The sequence below is a fragment of the Peribacillus sp. SIMBA_075 genome (genome assembly GCF_046534585.1).
The window spans coordinates 104,138-121,660 of record NZ_JAWRYN010000001.1 but is presented as its reverse complement, the minus strand read 5'-3'; the positions used below and the strand labels follow the sequence as shown (position 1 = coordinate 121,660).

Annotated in this window: 16 protein-coding genes and 2 pseudogenes; 2 read left to right on the top strand and 16 right to left on the bottom strand. The window is 40.8% G+C overall.

Annotated elements, in window-relative coordinates; translation table 11 throughout:
• Positions 1-158: 158 nt before the first annotated feature.
• The 9 genes and pseudogenes from SB775_RS00660 to SB775_RS00620 form a co-directional block, all read right to left on the bottom strand.
• The gene (locus SB775_RS00660) at positions 159-2,081 is read right to left on the bottom strand and encodes a stage V sporulation protein D (protein ID WP_089362411.1); all 1,923 of its coding nucleotides are present in this window, start codon (positions 2,079-2,081) and stop codon (positions 159-161) included.
• Between the two features lie 113 nt (positions 2,082-2,194).
• Positions 2,195-4,348, bottom strand: coding sequence for a penicillin-binding protein (locus SB775_RS00655; RefSeq protein ID WP_410860246.1), 2,154 nt, complete (start codon positions 4,346-4,348; stop codon positions 2,195-2,197).
• Between the two features lie 2 nt (positions 4,349-4,350).
• Positions 4,351-4,707 (bottom strand): cell division protein FtsL, encoded by a 357-nt coding sequence (gene ftsL / locus SB775_RS00650; protein ID WP_061462321.1) that lies wholly within the window; start codon positions 4,705-4,707, stop codon positions 4,351-4,353.
• Positions 4,708-4,739: 32 nt separating this feature from the next.
• Complete coding sequence (gene rsmH, locus SB775_RS00645) at positions 4,740-5,672, bottom strand: 16S rRNA (cytosine(1402)-N(4))-methyltransferase RsmH (RefSeq protein WP_061462320.1); 933 nt, start codon at positions 5,670-5,672, stop codon at positions 4,740-4,742.
• A 52-nt stretch (positions 5,673-5,724) separates the two neighbouring features.
• Positions 5,725-6,156, bottom strand: a complete 432-nt coding sequence (gene mraZ, locus SB775_RS00640; RefSeq protein WP_061462319.1) for a division/cell wall cluster transcriptional repressor MraZ — start codon at positions 6,154-6,156, stop codon at positions 5,725-5,727.
• Positions 6,157-6,570: 414 nt separating this feature from the next.
• A pseudogene (locus SB775_RS00635) lies at positions 6,571-6,756 on the bottom strand (IS5/IS1182 family transposase); the annotation flags it as partial.
• A gap of 312 nt (positions 6,757-7,068) precedes the next feature.
• Positions 7,069-8,697 (bottom strand): bacillithiol biosynthesis cysteine-adding enzyme BshC, encoded by a 1,629-nt coding sequence (bshC, locus tag SB775_RS00630; RefSeq protein WP_410860244.1) that lies wholly within the window; start codon positions 8,695-8,697, stop codon positions 7,069-7,071.
• Positions 8,698-8,806: 109 nt separating this feature from the next.
• Complete coding sequence (locus tag SB775_RS00625; protein ID WP_089362409.1) at positions 8,807-9,199, bottom strand: DUF3397 domain-containing protein; 393 nt, start codon at positions 9,197-9,199, stop codon at positions 8,807-8,809.
• Positions 9,200-9,203: 4 nt separating this feature from the next.
• Complete coding sequence (locus SB775_RS00620) at positions 9,204-10,088, bottom strand: 2-dehydropantoate 2-reductase (protein WP_410860242.1); 885 nt, start codon at positions 10,086-10,088, stop codon at positions 9,204-9,206.
• Positions 10,089-10,555: 467 nt separating this feature from the next.
• Between SB775_RS00620 and SB775_RS00615 the strand changes: the two genes are divergently transcribed.
• Entirely contained in the window at positions 10,556-11,044 is a 489-nt protein-coding gene (locus SB775_RS00615; RefSeq protein ID WP_089362407.1) for an N-acetyltransferase, read from the top strand.
• A gap of 42 nt (positions 11,045-11,086) precedes the next feature.
• Here SB775_RS00615 and SB775_RS00610 read toward each other — a convergent pair whose 3' ends face one another.
• The 4 genes from SB775_RS00610 to SB775_RS00595 form a co-directional block, all read right to left on the bottom strand.
• Positions 11,087-11,707 carry an RsfA family transcriptional regulator gene (locus SB775_RS00610; RefSeq protein ID WP_089362406.1) on the bottom strand — a complete coding sequence of 207 codons (621 nt, stop codon included), beginning with the start codon at positions 11,705-11,707 and terminating at the stop codon, positions 11,087-11,089.
• A 79-nt stretch (positions 11,708-11,786) separates the two neighbouring features.
• The gene (locus SB775_RS00605; protein ID WP_410860345.1) at positions 11,787-12,542 is read right to left on the bottom strand and encodes an enoyl-CoA hydratase/isomerase family protein; all 756 of its coding nucleotides are present in this window, start codon (positions 12,540-12,542) and stop codon (positions 11,787-11,789) included.
• Between the two features lie 157 nt (positions 12,543-12,699).
• A complete protein-coding gene (gene rpmF, locus SB775_RS00600; protein ID WP_034313929.1) occupies positions 12,700-12,873 on the bottom strand; it encodes a 50S ribosomal protein L32 in 174 nt (57 codons plus the stop codon).
• Positions 12,874-12,938: 65 nt separating this feature from the next.
• Positions 12,939-13,460 carry a YceD family protein gene (locus SB775_RS00595; RefSeq protein ID WP_410860240.1) on the bottom strand — a complete coding sequence of 174 codons (522 nt, stop codon included), beginning with the start codon at positions 13,458-13,460 and terminating at the stop codon, positions 12,939-12,941.
• 218 nt (positions 13,461-13,678) lie between these two features.
• Between SB775_RS00595 and SB775_RS00590 the strand changes: the two genes are divergently transcribed.
• Positions 13,679-14,884, top strand: a complete 1,206-nt coding sequence (locus tag SB775_RS00590; RefSeq protein ID WP_410860239.1) for a nucleotidyltransferase — start codon at positions 13,679-13,681, stop codon at positions 14,882-14,884.
• Positions 14,885-14,999: 115 nt separating this feature from the next.
• Here SB775_RS00590 and SB775_RS00585 read toward each other — a convergent pair.
• From SB775_RS00585 to SB775_RS00575, 3 genes and pseudogenes are all read right to left on the bottom strand, one after another.
• Positions 15,000-15,474 (bottom strand): annotated as a pseudogene (locus tag SB775_RS00585) (DDE-type integrase/transposase/recombinase); the annotation flags it as partial.
• A 183-nt stretch (positions 15,475-15,657) separates the two neighbouring features.
• Entirely contained in the window at positions 15,658-16,689 is a 1,032-nt protein-coding gene (locus tag SB775_RS00580; RefSeq protein WP_410860238.1) for a SepM family pheromone-processing serine protease, read from the bottom strand.
• Positions 16,679-17,476, bottom strand: a complete 798-nt coding sequence (locus SB775_RS00575) for a patatin-like phospholipase family protein (RefSeq protein WP_061462309.1) — start codon at positions 17,474-17,476, stop codon at positions 16,679-16,681. Before SB775_RS00575 ends, SB775_RS00580 begins: the two co-directional genes overlap by 11 nt.
• Positions 17,477-17,523 lie beyond the last annotated feature (47 nt).

The window sequence follows — 17,523 nt, the reverse complement described above, 5'->3', positions numbered from 1 at the left end:
TTTTCCATCCCTCTCAACTTAATTTGAGGATTCATTATATGTGATTAGTCTTGGCTTGTCGAGAAGCCAATTTCAATTATACGGGGTTATCACGACTCCGTAAACAAAGCGGCTGATGATTCTTCAGCCGCTTTAACTATTCATATATTATATTATACTTATTCTGTATTTTCGCCAAGATAAATTCTTATCGTGGACCCTTCTTTTACTTTAACACCTGGATCCGGAGCTTGATTTATGACTTTATCCCCATTGCCGGCAATATCCAGCTTAAGGTCGATGAGCTGGGTTTGCAACTCTTTTTTGCTGAGTCCCACAACGTCAGGTACCTCAACCATGACAGGATCCGTCCAAACAGTTTCCTTCTCAATCTGGTTTTTTCTTGGCTTGATGCCCATGGCCCTAAGTGAATCCTCCATGATATTCCCTACGATCGGAGCAGCAACGACCCCACCGAATTGTACTGTTCCTTTCGGATTATCCACCGCTATATAGACAACGATTTGCGGATCATCCGCTGGAGCGACACCAATGAATGAGAGAATATAATTATTTTCAAGGTATCGGCCATTTTCAGCTTTTTGTGCTGTACCCGTTTTCCCGCCGACTCGGTACGACTCCACGAATGCTCCTTTACCGCTCCCTTTAGCAACAACGGATTCAAGTGCTTCTCGGACTTTCTTCGAGGTTGCTTCTGAAATTACTTTTTTCTTCGCCTGCGGGGTCTTTCGCATCAGTACTTCTCCATTTTTTGGATCTACCAGTTCCTTTGCGATATAGGGCGTATACAACGTACCGCCATTCACAGCCGCCGATACCGCTGTCACCTGCTGAATGGGCGTTACGGCAACACCTTGTCCAAATGCAGTGGTTGCCTGCTCAACAGGACCCACTCGATCCATGTTGAACATGATTCCTTTTCCTTCTCCGGTTAAATCAATCCCCGTTTTTTGTCCAAACCCGAAATCATTTATATATTTAAACAGCTTGTCTTTACCAAGCCGGTTCCCTAATTCTACAAAACCAGGGTTACATGAGTTCTCGACGACTTCAAGAAAAGTTTGATCCCCATGTCCTCCGCTTTTCCAGCAATGCAGTGTAGAACCTGACACTTCCACATGTCCGGAATCATAAAAATGTTCCTTTTGTAAGTCGACCTTCCCTTCCTCCAGCGCTGCAGCAAGGGTGATGATCTTAAAAGTCGAACCTGGTTCATAAATACTCCAAACTGGTAAATTGCGGTTATACACTTCTGAAGGTACATTTTGAAAATTAGCTGGGTCAAAGGTTGGCCTGCTCGACATCGCCAATATTTCCCCTGTATTCGGGTCCATGGCAATGGCAATTAGACCATCGGGGTTATATGTCGCCTCCGCATTATCGAGCTCCCTCTCCACGATTGTCTGGATTTTGCTATCGATCGTAAGCTTCAAGTTATCACCATCAACAGGGGGCTTATAGTCATCGGCCATATTTTCGAGCCTTTTCCCTTTCGCATCGGAATAAAATTTAACAAATCCTTTTTCCCCACTTAGTTCCTTATCATAAGACAATTCAATTCCCATCAACCCTTGATTATCGGAGCCCGTAAAGCCAAGAACATGCGAAAGATATTCACCAAATGGGTAATGACGCTTTGAATCTTCAGCGATATAAACGCCCTTTATCCCTAATGCTTTAATTTCCTTCGCCTTTTCGTGAGATATCTTTCTGCCTTCCGGGATTCTGACGCTCATCTCCTGTTTCGTTAACCATTGATAAGCCTTTTCCTTTGTCATATCCAATATTGAAGCAAGCTGTTCCGCCGTTTCCCCAGGATTCTCAATCTGTCTTGGGATGACATAGACTGTTGGCGCAGAAATATTCGTTGCCAGCTCGACACCATTCCGATCCAGGATTTCACCTCGTTTAGCTTCAAAAGGAATATTCCTGCTCCAGGAATCTTTAGCCAGCCCCGTCAGCTTATCCCCTAAATAAAATTGTACAATTCCCAAACGGACATCAATGATAAAAAAAACAACGATACCCACTGCCAATGCGATTGCCAGCCGTTTTCGGACAGTAACATTCGAAACACGCAAAAACAGGCACCTCCATTTCATACATGGTTCAATATATGCTTGTCTGCCCGATGCTAGACTAAGAAACTTTTAAAGAAATAAAAAGGGAATCCGTTTGGATTCCCTCTTTATCATCACTCTGTTTTCTCTTTATTCGGTATATCCTCTGCAGCTTTAGGCTGGGTTAATTCAATATTGAAGGTATCTCCTTCCTTCATCTTTTTCCCAGCTTCGATACCCTGTTTACTCACATAGCCAGTTCCTGTAGTTTTCAGATCCAGTTTTGCAACCTTAGCTAATTTCATGACATCGCGCAAGGACCATCCCTTCATCTCAGGAACTTTCATTTCCCCTTCGGTTTTCAAGATTATTTTTTCACCCTGTAATAGGGTACTACCGGCTTTCGGGGATTGATCGAGCACTTTACGCCCACTTCCGATCGTACTTACATCATAGCCAAGATCCTTCAGCTCTTTGACCGCTGAACTCTCGGTTTGATTCGTATAGTCAACGATTTTATTGGCTTTTTGTTTTTTAACGTCAGAAGGTTTTATGTTCAGATATTGCAGGCTATTTTGCATGACAGGGTTAAATATCTCTGACAAAGGATCAGCCCCGACATAAGATACACCTAATTTCGGCTGCTTGACCGCCACATACATGACCAACTCCGGGTCATCTTTTGGAGCCATACCTAAAAAGGAGAATACATAGTTATTTTTCCCTTCTAAATATTTACCTGTCGGACCAGCAATTTGTGCCGTTCCTGTTTTCCCTGCTACTTCATATCCATCAAGTGCATATTTTTTCCCTGTTCCTTTTTTCGCAGAAATTACCGTTTCCAAATAGTCTCGGACTTGTTTTGCAGTTTCTGCCGAAATCGGTTGCCCTGTCACTTTCGGCTTTGTCGTTTTCAAAACTTTTCCGGTATCCTGATCGGAAATGCTTTTTATCACGTACGGCTGCATCATTTTACCGTCATTGGCTATTGCGGAAGCAGCCTGGATCTGTTGAATCGGCGTAACGGTCGAACCTTGTCCAAAGGAAGTGGTAACTTTTTCAAGCTTATACTTGTATTGAATTTTACCGGTTATCTCGTTCGGCAAATCTATCCCAGTTTTTTTATCGAAACCGAACTTTGTCAAATACTCACGAAAAGTATCCGCTCCGATCTTATCCATTGCAAGAGTAGCAAAAGCGACGTTAGAAGAACGTTGAACCCCTTCAAGAAAGGTCATGCTCTTCCCTCTTTCGATTCCGCTATGATCATGAATTTCCCCTGAACCCGCTTTGTAAGTTCCTGCAACAAAAGTTTCATTTGGATTAAAGACCCCTTCCTCAACAGCCGCGGCAAGGGTGAATGTTTTCATGGTTGATCCCGGTTCAAAGGAGTCTTCAATAGCCAGGTTACGCCAAGTATCCGTTAGCCCGACTCTCGTTGTTGGGTTGAAGGAAGGCCTTTGCCCCATCGCCATAATCTCCCCTGTTTTGGGATTGGAAACAATCGCTATGATTTCCTCGGGATCGTATTTTTGTTGCACTTTGCTCATCGAATCTTCCAGGAGCGTTTGTATTTTCTTGTCGATGGTAAGCATGACATCATTGCCATTATCCGGAGCAACCACCTTTTCCTTTGTATCCGGCAAAAGGAAGCCCCAAGAGTCACTGTCATATGTCAGCTCCCCGTTTGTTTCCTGCAATTGTTTATTGAGATACTTTTCAATGCCGAACTTACCAGCCGTTTCTCCCGTTTTTTCATCTTTTTCTACATAGCCAATCAGATGGGATGCGAAGATTCCATTAGGATAAAAACGTTTATTGGTTCTTCCGAATGTAATTCCCGGCAGTTCCAATTTTTCTATTTTCTGCTTGACGACCTGAGTCAGATCCTTGCCGGCACTACCGAACTCTACCTGGTATGCCTTTTTTTTCGTTAACCTTTCATAGATGTCCTGTTCATCCATGTCGATATATTTAGCAAGCTTTTTCGCAGTCATCTCCGGATCTTTGACATGCTCAGGTTCCTTTTTACTGAGTACAGCCCTTAAAATATAGGAGGAAGTATCCTCGGCGATGACTTCACCTTTTGTATCGAGTATGCTACCTCTTTTTGCTTTTATGCTCTGTGTTTTTTGATATTTCTTGTCGATTTTCGAAGCCAGTACTTCCCCGCCTGCGGTACCAGTCACCTCTATATACAAAAAGCGGCAGATTAATACAAAAAAGAGCAGGCCGAATAAGAAAAATAATCCGGCTGCCCCATGCTTCATATTTTTTTGTTTCTGCATTATCACTGCACACCCTTCACATTATTCTCATTTAACTTGAACCCTAGAGCTGCAGCTTTTTTCCAAATTCTTTCGTATGTACTAAGTTCAGCAACCTGCACTTTCAAATCATCATTCACTTTTCCTTGTTCTTCAATTGAATTTTCCACTAGCTGTATTTCTTTATTCGTTTCATAAATGTCCGCTTGATTAGAGACTATTTTCACTCCCATAAAGGTAACCATGATAGCAAGGGCACATAGTAAGAAAACTTCACCAATGGATATCTTCGCTTTACGGATGACCACTGTCTGATGTGTCTGTTGCTGCTGTTGGTCTTCATTTTGCTGTTCTTGTATTTTTTTGGCTATGGAACTCATTCATGTTCCCCCTTACTGATTTTTTTCTGTAATTATTGCTTTTCGGCGATTCTTAGCTTAGCCGATCGGGAACGATTATTTCCTTCCAATTCTTCTTCTGAAGGTAAAATCGGTTTTCTCGTAATTATTTTCATAGGCGGTTTGAATTCATCCGGGATAACTGGAAGTCCCGGTGGAAGGTCTGGCAAGCTACTTGCTTTTTTAAATACCGTTTTACAAATTCTATCTTCAAGAGAATGGAATGTAATGACAGATATTCTTCCTTCTTTATCCAAAAGCGATATGGCTTGCTCTAAGGAATCTTCAAAGACACCAAGTTCATCATTCACAGCGATTCTTATTGCTTGGAAAACTCGTTTCGCAGGGTGTCCGCCTTTACGTCTTGCGGGGGCCGGTATCCCATCCTTAATTAGTTCTACAAGCTCAAACGTCGTTTCAATCGGTTTTATTTCACGAGCCGCTTCAATTTTCCTGGCAATTTGCTTCGAAAACTTTTCTTCTCCATATTGAAAGAAAATTCTCATCAAATCATGGAATGACCAGGTGTTCACGACATCATAGGCAGAAATGGCAGCACTTTGGTCCATCCTCATATCCAAAGGAGCATCATGGTTATAACTGAAACCACGTTCCGGTGTATCCAATTGTGGGGATGACACACCTAAATCATAAAGAATCCCGTCTACTTTCTCGATTCCCCGGGCATTCAACTCTTCTTTTAAGTATTTAAAATTATTAGGAACAAGAACAATACGTTCGCCAAATCTTTCCAACTTTTCCTTGGCATTCCGAATTGCCGTTTCGTCCTGATCAAAAGCATAAAGCCTACCATTGTCAGAGAGCTGTGAAAGTAAGTATTCGCTGTGACCGGCTCCTCCTAAAGTACAATCCACATAAATTCCATCAGGTTTGATGTTCAATCCATCAACCGTCTCTTTTAATAACACTGTTGTATGTTGAAACATGCTAGACATCCTTCCAATCAGTTATTGAGTGACTCTATTTTTGAGGGCAGCTTTAAATATCAAAGCCAATCATATTTTCTGCTATCTCAGCGAAAGAATCCTCCGAAGCTGAAAAATAGTTTTCCCAAAGGGATTTGCTCCAAATCTCAATACGATTGGTAACACCAAGAATTACACATTCTTTTTCCAATTGGCCATATGAAGTAAGCGGCGTGGGGATATTAATTCGCCCTTGTTTATCAATTTCGCATTCTGTAGCTGCAGAAAAGAAAAAACGGGTAAAGGCACGGGCATCTTTTTTTGTTAAAGGCAGGGCTTTAAGCTTTTCTTCAAGCAGCTTCCACTCTTCCATAGGGTAACCAAATAAACATTGATCGAGTCCGCGGGTAAGGACAAATTGCTCCCCGAGATCGTCCCTGAATTTCACTGGAACTATCAAACGGCCCTTTATATCGATGTTATGATGGTACTCTCCCATGAACATACCCACTACCCCCACATTCTAATCTCAATGTACCACATTCCCCCACCTTTCTCCACTTGTTTTTACTTTCTCCTTCCAAGTAAAAATTACCTTCTTTTCAACTTAAGTTTATTTAGTCAATTTATTTATTGAAACCTGCATTCCACTCGAATGGACTCAGACTAAGACGCAGTCCCACTATTTCTGTCGAAGTACTGCCAGTCAAGTGCCCTGGAACCAAAAAAAAGACAGGCTTTAACGAGGCTGCTGAAAAACTCACGTTTTTCTAACTAGTACGGTAAATTAAACTAAAAAAAGACAATTCTCATTCGATACTTGAATGGAAATCGTCTTTTTTTGCTTCTGTTTGTCACTTGTTCAGGCCATTAATTTCAATATTCTTTTCAAGTTAACGGTGAAAATAGCCATTGCTCCTTATAATTCCATGCCAAATAGACCCGAGGATTTTGCAACATCATACCCGTGTCTTTGTTTCGATTCACTGTTTTTCGCTTCTATTTTATAACGTTCTTTTGATTTTTCTTTAAAATACTACTCCCTATCCCGGAATGTAGACTGTTCTGTATGTTCATTGGATTTAATACTGACAGAATAGGTCCTGCGTAACATGTTATCCTTTGAAACCACTACATCATAAATGGCCATATATGGACTAAAAACCATAGACGTTTGTTTTTGAATCATCGTACTCACCCACATAAATATATTACCTTTGATTATAAAACAAAAAAAGGTAGATTTCCTCAGACTAAACTGAGAAAATCTACCTCTATTGGTCCGAAGGGACTTTTTCAGTGCCCTCGCTTTAACGCCTGTCTTTTTTCCATTTTTCAATCCCTCCGTCAGATAGGGATGTGGAAATCCTCATTCAAAATGATTAGTCCACCACTTTTCCCCAAACGGATGGTTTTTCTACATGAAAATCAATTTATGCTGATTATTGAACCGGTATTCCAATTTCATGATATCCCGAACGAACTCTGGTCCATATAGATTCAAGTAATAAAAAACATTCCAAATCCTCTCCTGGGGTGATCCAAGAGGATACATCGAATTTGCTATCCGTTCATATTTTTTCAATATGACCGAATGACGTTCCTTTGTACGGTCACCAATTTTCCCATACATAAAATCCAGTTGCTTTTGGATGAATTCAATGTTTTTATTCAACATTGGCTCAAGTCCTCTATCTATAGAGACAGCGCGGACAAAAAGTTTTCCATGGTTCTCTTCAAGCTGTGATTTCAACGTCCCAAACAGCTGGTCAATCGTCTCATCTTTCACGGAATCGAGATAACTTTTTACTGCATTAGCGGTTCCTTCAGTCAGAACAGTTTCCAAACTGAGTTCCATTTCTTCAAGATCTGCATGGATACTGCGCTCCACAAGCGTGATGTTTAACCTAGGAATGATTGGAGGCATCTTCATGGAAAACAGCTCAAAAGCCTTTTTTAATTCTGCCCAATAGGCTATTTCCCCTGGCCCAGAAATGAAAGCCAAAACAGGGAAAAGCATTTCCTGCATAAGTGGGCGTGTAATGACATTGTTGCTCAATCGTTCTGGATGGTTTTTGGCTATCTGCAGGAGTTCCTGCCTGGAAAAGGATACCTCGCCGTTTTTCCCGCTGAAACCGCCTTCTACACGTTCGAGTAAACATCGGTCTTTTTTTTCTGGATCATAATAAAATAAATTCGCTGCCTGTTTATCCATTCCTATCATTTTTGCATACCCTTTAGCATGCATGAATGACTGCTGTTCCTCGACCACTTCAGCAATCCTTTCACTTTCATTGATCATCGATTCGAAGTAGGCCCTCTCGATTCGCCTTAATTCCGGATCTCCCGCATCGACTAGTAAAAGTCCATATTCTTTGAACCATTCATGAATCAGCCGTGCGAAAAAATCGACGAAGGTTTTTGATTGCCTGATGGTTTCTTTCATATCAATCAGAAGTTTATTCGTAAAGGCCGTTTCACCATATGTTTCAATGATTTCTTCAAACCACTTCTCTGCCTTTTCCGTTTCCAGTTCCACATCAGAAACCATTGTTTTATACGGCTGATAGGAAGGATAGGTTTTTTTGTAGGGTTTACCGTTTTTCATTACATAAACATGATTGACTTCAGCTAAATCATGATCTTCTCCAGCTATCCAAAAAACTGGAATCACTGGCTGCCCTAGTTCTTTTTCCTGTTCTTCCGCAAGCTTAATGACCGAAATCACTTTATGAATGGTATACAGCGGACCAGATAATAACCCAGCCTGCTGTCCTCCGATAACGACCACGGAATCATCCCTGCGCAACCTTTCAATATTTCCCTTAACGGACTCACTGCTTGAAAGACGAGACATGTATTGTTGTATGTAATCCGACAATTCACCACGTAAAAAAGAGCGGTTCATCAATTCATTATATCTATTGCGATAAATGTCAGGCTTAGACAAGTCATAGTGAAAATAATCTTCCGTTTCAAGGCGGTTTTGTAAATAGTCCGATGCAAAACGGTTTAACGATGGTAACGCGAGATCTTTCATCTCCATTTCTGTTCTCCCTTTCTCTGCAACTACAATTCTTTTTAGAGTATAACATTCCGGTTTAAGAAAACAAAAGAAGTTGCCCAGCAGCAGAAAATTGATGCGATGTTCTATGTTATGTAGTCAATATCTTAGTAATACTTGTAATTAAACCAATGGAAAATAACAGAAGATAAGCTAAGAAAAAGAAGGCGAAGTTCACTCTCCAAAAACCCTTTAATACCTTACGGAAAATGATTTCTTCCTTCACCTTGTAATGGACAAGGACCACCACGAATGCGTTGATGAGCATGATGAGCATGATCACCCAAAGAATTTGCTTATCCCAAATTGTAATAATTAAATAATGGACGGATATTACGAACAGCAGCGTACTCATGTCCATAGCAAATTGAACGGAGCGCCTATGGTTTCCAGTGAATTGTTTGGCACTTATAAAAAAAAGTATATACCCTACGAAAGGCAAGGTAATGAATATCGCGGCAAGGCTTGAAACAACGTTCGGCACACTCTCATCCCCCCTGAGACTCTTTTCCTTTGACCATCTTATATAGAGAAGACGTCAGGCAATCACTTTTCCCTTTACTCTTTGCCTCCGAGAGGATATGACCCAAAATAGCATCAATTTCCGTTTTTCGGCCATTTTCTAAATCTGTTAGCATCGACGATCGATTTTCCGCTGTCGCCATACAAACGGATTTCACATGTTCAAATGACTCTGTTCTATTTTGGATTTCCAAAATACCAGAGATTTCTTCAAAAAGGGCTTGAAACAATTGATAATAATAGGCATTAGTGATTAGACCGCCATTTTCCACAGCAAGGATCGCTGTTAATGGATTTATCACTGAATTAACGATAAGCTTATCCACCAGCATCGTATGATAATCTTCACTCTTAGTGAATGGGAATTGATCGAACATTTCATTAACTAACGAGAGTTGTTCAAGTTCCCCTTTAAATGAAGCGATTCTTGTAATGCCCAATCCAGTGTGTTCTACGGTATTCAAATCATGTTTCAATGCCCCATGCTCCACTACCCCCACATAGATGGCTTGGGATTGAAGCTGCCTCAAATAAGAAATATGCCCGTAGCCATTCTGCAAGAAAAGCAACGGAACCTGGATATCATTGATCCTAGGCAGTATTTGCGGCAGGTGATATTGCTTAACGGCCATTATAAGAAGATCCTCATCCGAAATCCCCTCATCCAAACTCTTTGAAACGATGCCTGCCAGCAGACGGCTTTCACCATCCACAATAAGACGTATACCTTCATGATTGATGATGGAGGCCTGTTCCGCAGTATGGGTATAAAGAGTCACTCTATGGTTTTCACTCAAATGAGATGCAAACAGCAGCCCGATGGCCCCTCCCCCAATGATTCCAATTCTCATAATAACCTTCCTTACTATTTGAAATATATTAACTATTTTAACACATTATCCTTTTTACCCTGCATCAATTTTCACATCAACAACTTTGGAAAACCCCGCTAATCAACTTAAATGAAGTTCCCCAGCCCATCAACAAGGGTCGCAATGGAATTCAATGAAAAGAATTTTAAATACCCATTAGAAGATATATTTCCTTCTTCAAGCGATAATTTAATGGTATATTATATAGGAAAAGCTTACATTCTTTAGACTATATAGGAACAAAGATACCCCCAATCTTAACTATCGAGAAATCGAAGGGAATGGGCGGGGGATAAAAGGCTGTAGGCATTTAGTCAGCAAGGATAAATCGGTCGATGTCATACTAGATTTAGCCTTTAGCTGGAATTCCACATGGTAAAGATCGGTGGGATGACTTTCAATGGGAAATGGGAAGAGGTTTATCAGAATTAAGGGGGAGCTTTTTTATGGAATACAAGGTGGAACGATTACTTGTTAATTTTAAAACGCTTGAGGAATTCAAAAAGTTCAAAGAATACGGGATACAGGAACTGTCAATGCTAGATGATTTAGAGGGTAACATCATTGAAAATGACAGCCAGTCACCTTTTTATGGAATCTTTTATGGCGACAAACTTGTAGCACGGATGAGCCTGTATAAAAGAAGCGCTAAATTTGACCAGTATTTTGACAATTCAAGGGACTTCCTTGTTCTTTGGAAACTTGAAGTCCTGCCTAACTATCAGAAAAAGGGGTATGGAAAAGCTTTAGTCGAATTCGCCAAAAGCCTGAACATGCCTATCAAAACCAACCCAAGAGTCCATTCACAAGACTTTTGGAAAAAAATGGGATTTTCTGCAGTTTCCTATGATATGGAAAGGGACCTTGGAGAAAACCCACTGATTTGGAGCCCATTTGACAAACAAGAAAATAAAGAAATAGATACACAAGGATAAGGAAATATAGAAAATGCGGGCGGATTTTCCCACCCGCATTTTCTATTTACTTACCCTTTCCAAATTTCCATTCTTATCCATTTGAAAACTCACCTTCGGATTCGTTTTTTCATCTTCTTGTACACTAAGCTTTCTTGCCCGCTCCATAATCTGCATTAACGCACGATAATCTTCCTCTACCGCTTTCAAGTTTTCTTTAAGCAGTGAATTCTCTTCCCGTAATCGTCCATTTTCCCGGTCAAGTAATAGGGACCGCTCAAAAATCCGTTCTTTTTCCTTATTTTCAAGCTGAAAAAATTCATCCATTTTGGTTAAATATAATATAACTTCCTGGAGGGTGATAGATTCTTTTTCTTCCTCCTGGGGCGATTTTTGTTCAATAGTGTTATTTTCCACCACTGGAACGGAATCCCTTTCCAAATCAGGATCATTGACCACCTGTTCTTTCCTTTGTTTTTTTGCCAGCTCAATCCCTGATTTATATTGCTTCCTTACAAATGAATTCCAACGGAATCCACATGCAGCCGATGTCCTCGATAATTGTTTCCCCACTTCTTCAAAAGCCTTTAATTGTGTACTGCCTTCCCGTATATGCCTTAGTACCACTTCAGCCAACAACAAATCTTCATCGTGAGTCCATGCATCTTGTCTCGCAATCGACATCTCTCTACCTCCTTAGCAAGTTTTAATTCATAATATGCACATGCTAGGAAAGATAGAAGATATATAGAGCGGGTAATATTTATTTTTTCTTATTTAAAAAACGGTCAACTGCAGCATGATGCTCATCACTCGCCCACAGTTTAGAACATTCCCGGATTTCCGCATCCATCCTTCCTCTAAGCCCGCTATACTCCCATTTATGGACAAGCAATCTTTTATAAGCCATCAATACCCCTGTCTCATGGCGAAGAAAATCTTCTGCGAACTTCTCCCACCCATCCAATCCTGCTCCGACTATCTCATCTACGAAACCAAATTCCTTTGCTTCCTCAGCTTTATGTATTTTTGCATCCAATAATAGCTTCAGCGCTTTTTGCTCTGGTATTTTTTCAAGCAAAAGTGAAGCTCCGCCCCAGCCAGTCGTGATTCCTAGAGTTCCTTGTACAAATCCTAGCTTAGCTCCGCTCTTTGCCAATCTGAAATCACAAGCTGTCGCTATTTCGCATCCTCCGCCGACTGCGCTTCCGTTGATGAGCGCAAATGTTGGTTTAGGAAAAACTGCTAGTGTATAAAGTATTTCACCCATTTTCGATAACATAGTAAAGGCCTCTTCTTCTGTATGCAAATCCTGAAATTCACTTAAATCCCCACCTGAACAGAATGCCTCAGAGCCCGCCCCTGTCAGGACGAGTAACTTAACTTCTTCATCGTGTGCCGCTTCTGACAATATCGACTTAAGTTCGTCCATCAATTGATAATTCACGGCATTCCTTTTCTCCGGTCTATTAATTAGGACCTTCATGATACCGCGTATATCCTTTTCAACCTTAATCATCCGATACACATATTCACCTTCTCCAAAATCACCATCGAATATAGATGATTCTAAATATTCTGCCAAATAAATTTGCAAAAAAAACACAGAGATATATCTCTGCGCTTTTTTTAGCGTGTTGCATCAAGAAAGCAAAGCTCTCAAGTAGGTCAAGAAATTATTTTGCGACAACTTCTTTTCCTTTATATGTTCCACATTCTTTACAAACGTGATGTGAAAGAGTCATTCCACCACAGCTCGGGCATTCTACCATACCAGGTACTTGAAGCTTGAAGTGTGTACGACGTTTTCTTTTTACAGTTTTCGACGTTCTTCTAAAAGGTACAGCCATTATTCCCACCTCCTTAAAAAATATAAAAAAGCTGGAAAAATCGGATTAGCGATTTTTCGTTCCAATCAAGATTCTTTATTGTTGTCAAAAAAGTCGGCAAGCTTTGCAAATCTCGGATCAACCTTATGCTCATTTTCTACTTCAGAAATAACAGCCCAGTCTTTCCCAGATTGAGGAGCAGCTTCGTTTGAATCGACATCCTCACAAAAAACCTGCATCGGAATTTCTAGCAATAAATTTTCTTTAATTACCGGTATAAGGTCTACAACGTCACCTTCCACAACAGTGACATCATCTCCGTAGAAATCAGTGCCATCTGCCTTTAAAAGAAAGGTTTCCTTTGTATCAATATCAATCGGATATTTAACGTCTACCAGTGTACGGGAGCAAGGTAATGTTAATTCACCTGAAAGATGCAAGTGAAAAGTAATCTCGGTAGAGCTTATATCAGCTCTTCCTGTTACTCTAATCGGAGAAACATCGCGAATTTGCGGGTCTCTTTCTCTAATGTCTAAGACATCCACCAGTTCATCAAACCGTAAATCTTTGTCCCGAATTTTTTGAAGTTGACTAATTGTCCATTTCAAATGAAATCACCTCAAGGCAACAAAAATAATTATAGCTTTCAATTATAAGTTTGTCAATATTTTTTCTTTACACTATAATGTAGTCATCCTAACTGATTATCCATGGTTAAGAATCTTTTCAAACAAAAAATCAAGACGAATCATTATAGTAATTTTACTTGAAATACTATTTTAGCACTAAGTTGAAAAAATACAAAGTTTTTCTCTGAGGTGAACGAATGAAAGCTTGCGGTTTAGTTGTCGAATATAACCCTTTTCATAATGGACATGTTTTACATGCAAGAGAAAGTAGAGAAAAAACAGGGGCAGATATTGTTGTGGCAGTTATGAGTGGACCCTTTTTACAACGTGGCGAGCCTGCTATCGTCAGCAAGTGGACACGTGCCGAAATGGCCTTGAATGGCGGCATAGATCTTGTCATCGAGCTTCCCTATGCTTTTGCAACACAGAAGGCGGAGATATTTGCAAAAGGATCTATCTCTCTTTTGGAATCCCTTGGCTGTGATTCTTTTTGCTTCGGAAGTGAGGATGGCAGAATTGAACCATTCATCACCGCCCATAGAATTCTTACGGATAAATCCGCTGCATTCGATGCCGCCATTAAATCGTACATGGATGCCGGTAATAGTTATCCGTCCAGTGCTGCCAAGGCCTATCGATCGATCACCAATGGTGATGCGGCACTGGATTTGACGAAGCCTAATAATATTCTTGGAAAGGAATATGTAAGTGCAGCCCTTTCTAACGGCTTTTCCATTCGCCCTTATACGATTCAAAGGGTTGCTGCCGGATACCATGAAACAAAGTTGTCTAAAGACCCTATTGCCAGCGCAACTGGGATACGTAAAGCCATCCATGAACAGCAGGAATTGAATCCCGTTTCCAGTTATATTCCTCAACCGACAATGAGTGCTCTTGAGCAATATTTATCGACCTATCATGCATTACATGACTGGGAAATGTATTGGACCATGTTGAAATACCGAATCCTGTCTTCCTCTTTAATCGAATTGGCAGAGATTTACGAAATTGAAGAAGGCATAGAACACCGAATAAAGGAGATGGCCAAACAATCTTCGAGCTTTACTGGATTCATGGCCGCTCTGAAGACAAAACGCTATACATGGACACGCCTTCAGCGGATGTGTGTCCATGTATTGACTCATACATTAAAGGAACAAGTGATTCACAATGACCAACCAGCCTATATCAGACTTCTTGGCATGAATGGCCGGGGACAAGAATATCTTCGTACCGTTAAAAAAGGCTTACCTCTCCCGCTCATCTCTAAACTTTCGTCCTATCAGAAGCAGGACATCGATATGGACTTACGAGCGGCACAGGTGTATGCACTGGGCTTGCCCGAACCGTATCAAGCTGACTTGATGAAACGGGAATATGAAGCCCCCATCATTATCAAATGAAGATGCATTTAAGCTTGGCCTGCCCGGTCCTTACATGTAAAATCAGCTAATCAAAAAAAGCGGAAACAGAAGATGACTGTGAAGTGAACACAAAAAGTTTAGACACGTCATTTAGTTACGCTGCTCCTAAGGATTGAGTTCGGTATTGCACCGGACTTAGTCCTATTAATTTTGCCTTGATCCGTTTGTGATTATAGTATTCGATATAGTTTTCCAGCTCTTGTTTGAAATGGGACATCCTGTAGTATCCTTGCAGGTAATGTAATTTTGATTCAAATTTTTGATAACCGCGTCCTCGAGACAGTTTCCTTTACGGGACATACTTTGTGTAATCCCATGATCCTCGAGAGCTTGTACATATTGCCTCAATTTATTTGCCACCCTTGATCCGAATGAAGGACAGGGGTCTCTAAGCAAGCTTGATCTAACATCTTGGACACAAGCTCGAAAGACAGGGCGTGTTTCAATCGTATAAGAAATAATTTCACCATTGTATAAATCGAGAATAGGTAAAGATATCATTTTTCAACAAAGAGATGAAACTCTGTCACATCTGTCACCCATTTTCGTTCAGGTTTAATGCCGTGAAATTATTGAAGCTGGGCTCACGGAATGAGATGCATGGTACTCAGCGATTTAACGGGATCCTATCCTTCCAAGTACTGCGAAACCACTTCTACTTTATCTTCAAATAATCGCACCATAAAAAATACACCTCCAATTGCTAGACTTTTGTCTAACAATTGGGGTGCAGTTCACTGCCTGCGCTTTTTTTATTTTTCTTTTTCTTTTTCTTTTAGATTAGTTAAATAGGCTAAAGCATCCTCAAAGTTGTCAACCGGAACGATCTTCATGTCCGTTCCAATGTCCTTTGCAGCAATGAGTGCATCTTCATAATTCGAACCAGCCGCTCCGTTTTCATTTGGGGCAAAGAATATTTCTGCCCCAGATTTATCGGCAGCCACTATTTTCTGTTGAATCCCGCCAATTGGACCGACTGTACCATCATCCGACATCGTTCCTGTACCGGCAATATCATATCCTTTTGTAAGGTCGCCTTCTGTTAATTGATTATAAATCTCCAAAGAAAACATTAAACCGGCAGAAGGTCCGCCTATTTGTTCTGAATCTATGGCAATCGCCGGTTTTGTGGTCACCTTTCGATTATCATCTAGCGAAATGCCTATTCCAACCCTATTTGGGTCATCTTTAAAAGGCTGCAATGAAAGAACGGCTGTTTTCTTCGTCTCCTCCCGCTTATACACTATTTTTACTTCATCTCCAGCTTTTTTTCCATTAATGTAATCCATGAATTCCTGTGCAGACTTGAAATTAACATTATCGACCTGAATGATTTGGTCGCCCGCTTTCAGTACTTTAGCTGCCGGCATTCCTTTAAGCACGTCCAAAACATACACACCCAGGTACTTGTAATCAACTTCTTTCCCTGCTTTTTCATATGCTATCTGAATGGCATTATTTTTAGATTCATCCATTAAGTGAAGCTGCCTGATATTATATTCTTCATCTGTTTCATCTTCGCTTCGAATGGAGGTTTCCGGATAAAGCTCCTGATATTTGCTCCACTTCGCCAGCATATAGGAATAAATATTCGCCCGGCCCATCCTTACAGTGGTTAACATAAAACTGCCTTTCGCTTCATCTCCTCCGGAAACCTCTATGATTGGCTCCAATTCTTTAGCCATTCCTGGTTTTGTTACATAAAAAGGTAGGGAATAAAGGGCTGATGCTATGAGAAGTATAGCCACCACCAGGAAAGTGCGTACATACATTTTACGGCTCATTTTCAAAGGACTCCTTCCAAGTAACAATGCTTTGCTTAATTTGATCTATCTTTCCTCTTGCAGCTTCTTCTCCAATACTAATTATTTCCTGAACGTTTGTAAATGATTTCGAGCTGTATTTCTCAACCCTGGGGCGGATCATGACGTCTGAAGCAAACTCCCTGCTTTTAACCAGCTCCATTTGCAGGATATCGAGGCTTTGCATAATGACATCATATATGGAGTTTATCTCCATATCCTGTTTCACGTGGGCTACATCCACTCCAATTATGATATCGGCTCCCATATCCTTCACGACGGAAACAGGGACCCTGTCAACAACCCCGCCATCAACAAGCAGCCGATTTCCAATTTTCTCGGGAATGAAAATGCCTGGAATGGAGATGCTTGCCCTTACAGCTGGAGCGATGGGACCTTCCTGAAAAATGACCTTTTCCCCCGTTTTTATATCAGTGGCGACCACTGCCACAGGAATATCGAGTTCTTCAAATTTCTTACCATATGTAAATACCCTGATTAAATCCTTTGTCCGTTTACCTGAAATGAGGCCCATTTTAGGTATGGTAAAGTCTAAGTAATACTTTCGCTTAAATGCACGGGACAACTTATACAGCCTCTCGATATCCGAACCTGCTCCATAAAAGGCCGCAACCATGGCACCCATGCTGCTTCCAGCAATCATATCTATCGGAATGCCTTCTTGCTGTAATACCTTTATCACTCCAATATGTGCAAAACCCCTAGCTCCTCCTGACCCAAGTGCAAGCCCGACCTTTGGTCTCGACAAAGATATCCCCCCCGCTGAAATAACACTCATTCAAAGTTATGGTCTTA

Bases quoted from the DNA above. Each gene is read 5' to 3' on its own strand.
- SB775_RS00620 (WP_410860242.1), bottom strand. From the start codon at position 10,088: ATGAGAATTGGAATCATTGGGGGAGGGGCCATCGGGCTGCTGTTTGCA.
- SB775_RS00580 (WP_410860238.1), bottom strand. From the start codon at position 16,689: ATGAGCCGTAAAATGTATGTACGCACTTTCCTGGTGGTGGCTATACTT.
- rsmH (WP_061462320.1), bottom strand. From the start codon at position 5,672: ATGTTTCAACATACAACAGTGTTATTAAAAGAGACGGTTGATGGATTG.
- SB775_RS00655 (WP_410860246.1), bottom strand. From the start codon at position 4,348: ATGCAGAAACAAAAAAATATGAAGCATGGGGCAGCCGGATTATTTTTC.
- bshC (WP_410860244.1), bottom strand. From the start codon at position 8,697: ATGGAGATGAAAGATCTCGCGTTACCATCGTTAAACCGTTTTGCATCG.
- mraZ (WP_061462319.1), bottom strand. From the start codon at position 6,156: ATGTTCATGGGAGAGTACCATCATAACATCGATATAAAGGGCCGTTTG.
- SB775_RS00590 (WP_410860239.1), top strand. From the start codon at position 13,679: ATGAAAGCTTGCGGTTTAGTTGTCGAATATAACCCTTTTCATAATGGA.
- SB775_RS00610 (WP_089362406.1), bottom strand. From the start codon at position 11,707: ATGTCGATTGCGAGACAAGATGCATGGACTCACGATGAAGATTTGTTG.
- rpmF (WP_034313929.1), bottom strand. From the start codon at position 12,873: ATGGCTGTACCTTTTAGAAGAACGTCGAAAACTGTAAAAAGAAAACGT.
- ftsL (WP_061462321.1), bottom strand. From the start codon at position 4,707: ATGAGTTCCATAGCCAAAAAAATACAAGAACAGCAAAATGAAGACCAA.
- SB775_RS00615 (WP_089362407.1), top strand. From the start codon at position 10,556: ATGGAATACAAGGTGGAACGATTACTTGTTAATTTTAAAACGCTTGAG.
- SB775_RS00605 (WP_410860345.1), bottom strand. From the start codon at position 12,542: ATGATTAAGGTTGAAAAGGATATACGCGGTATCATGAAGGTCCTAATT.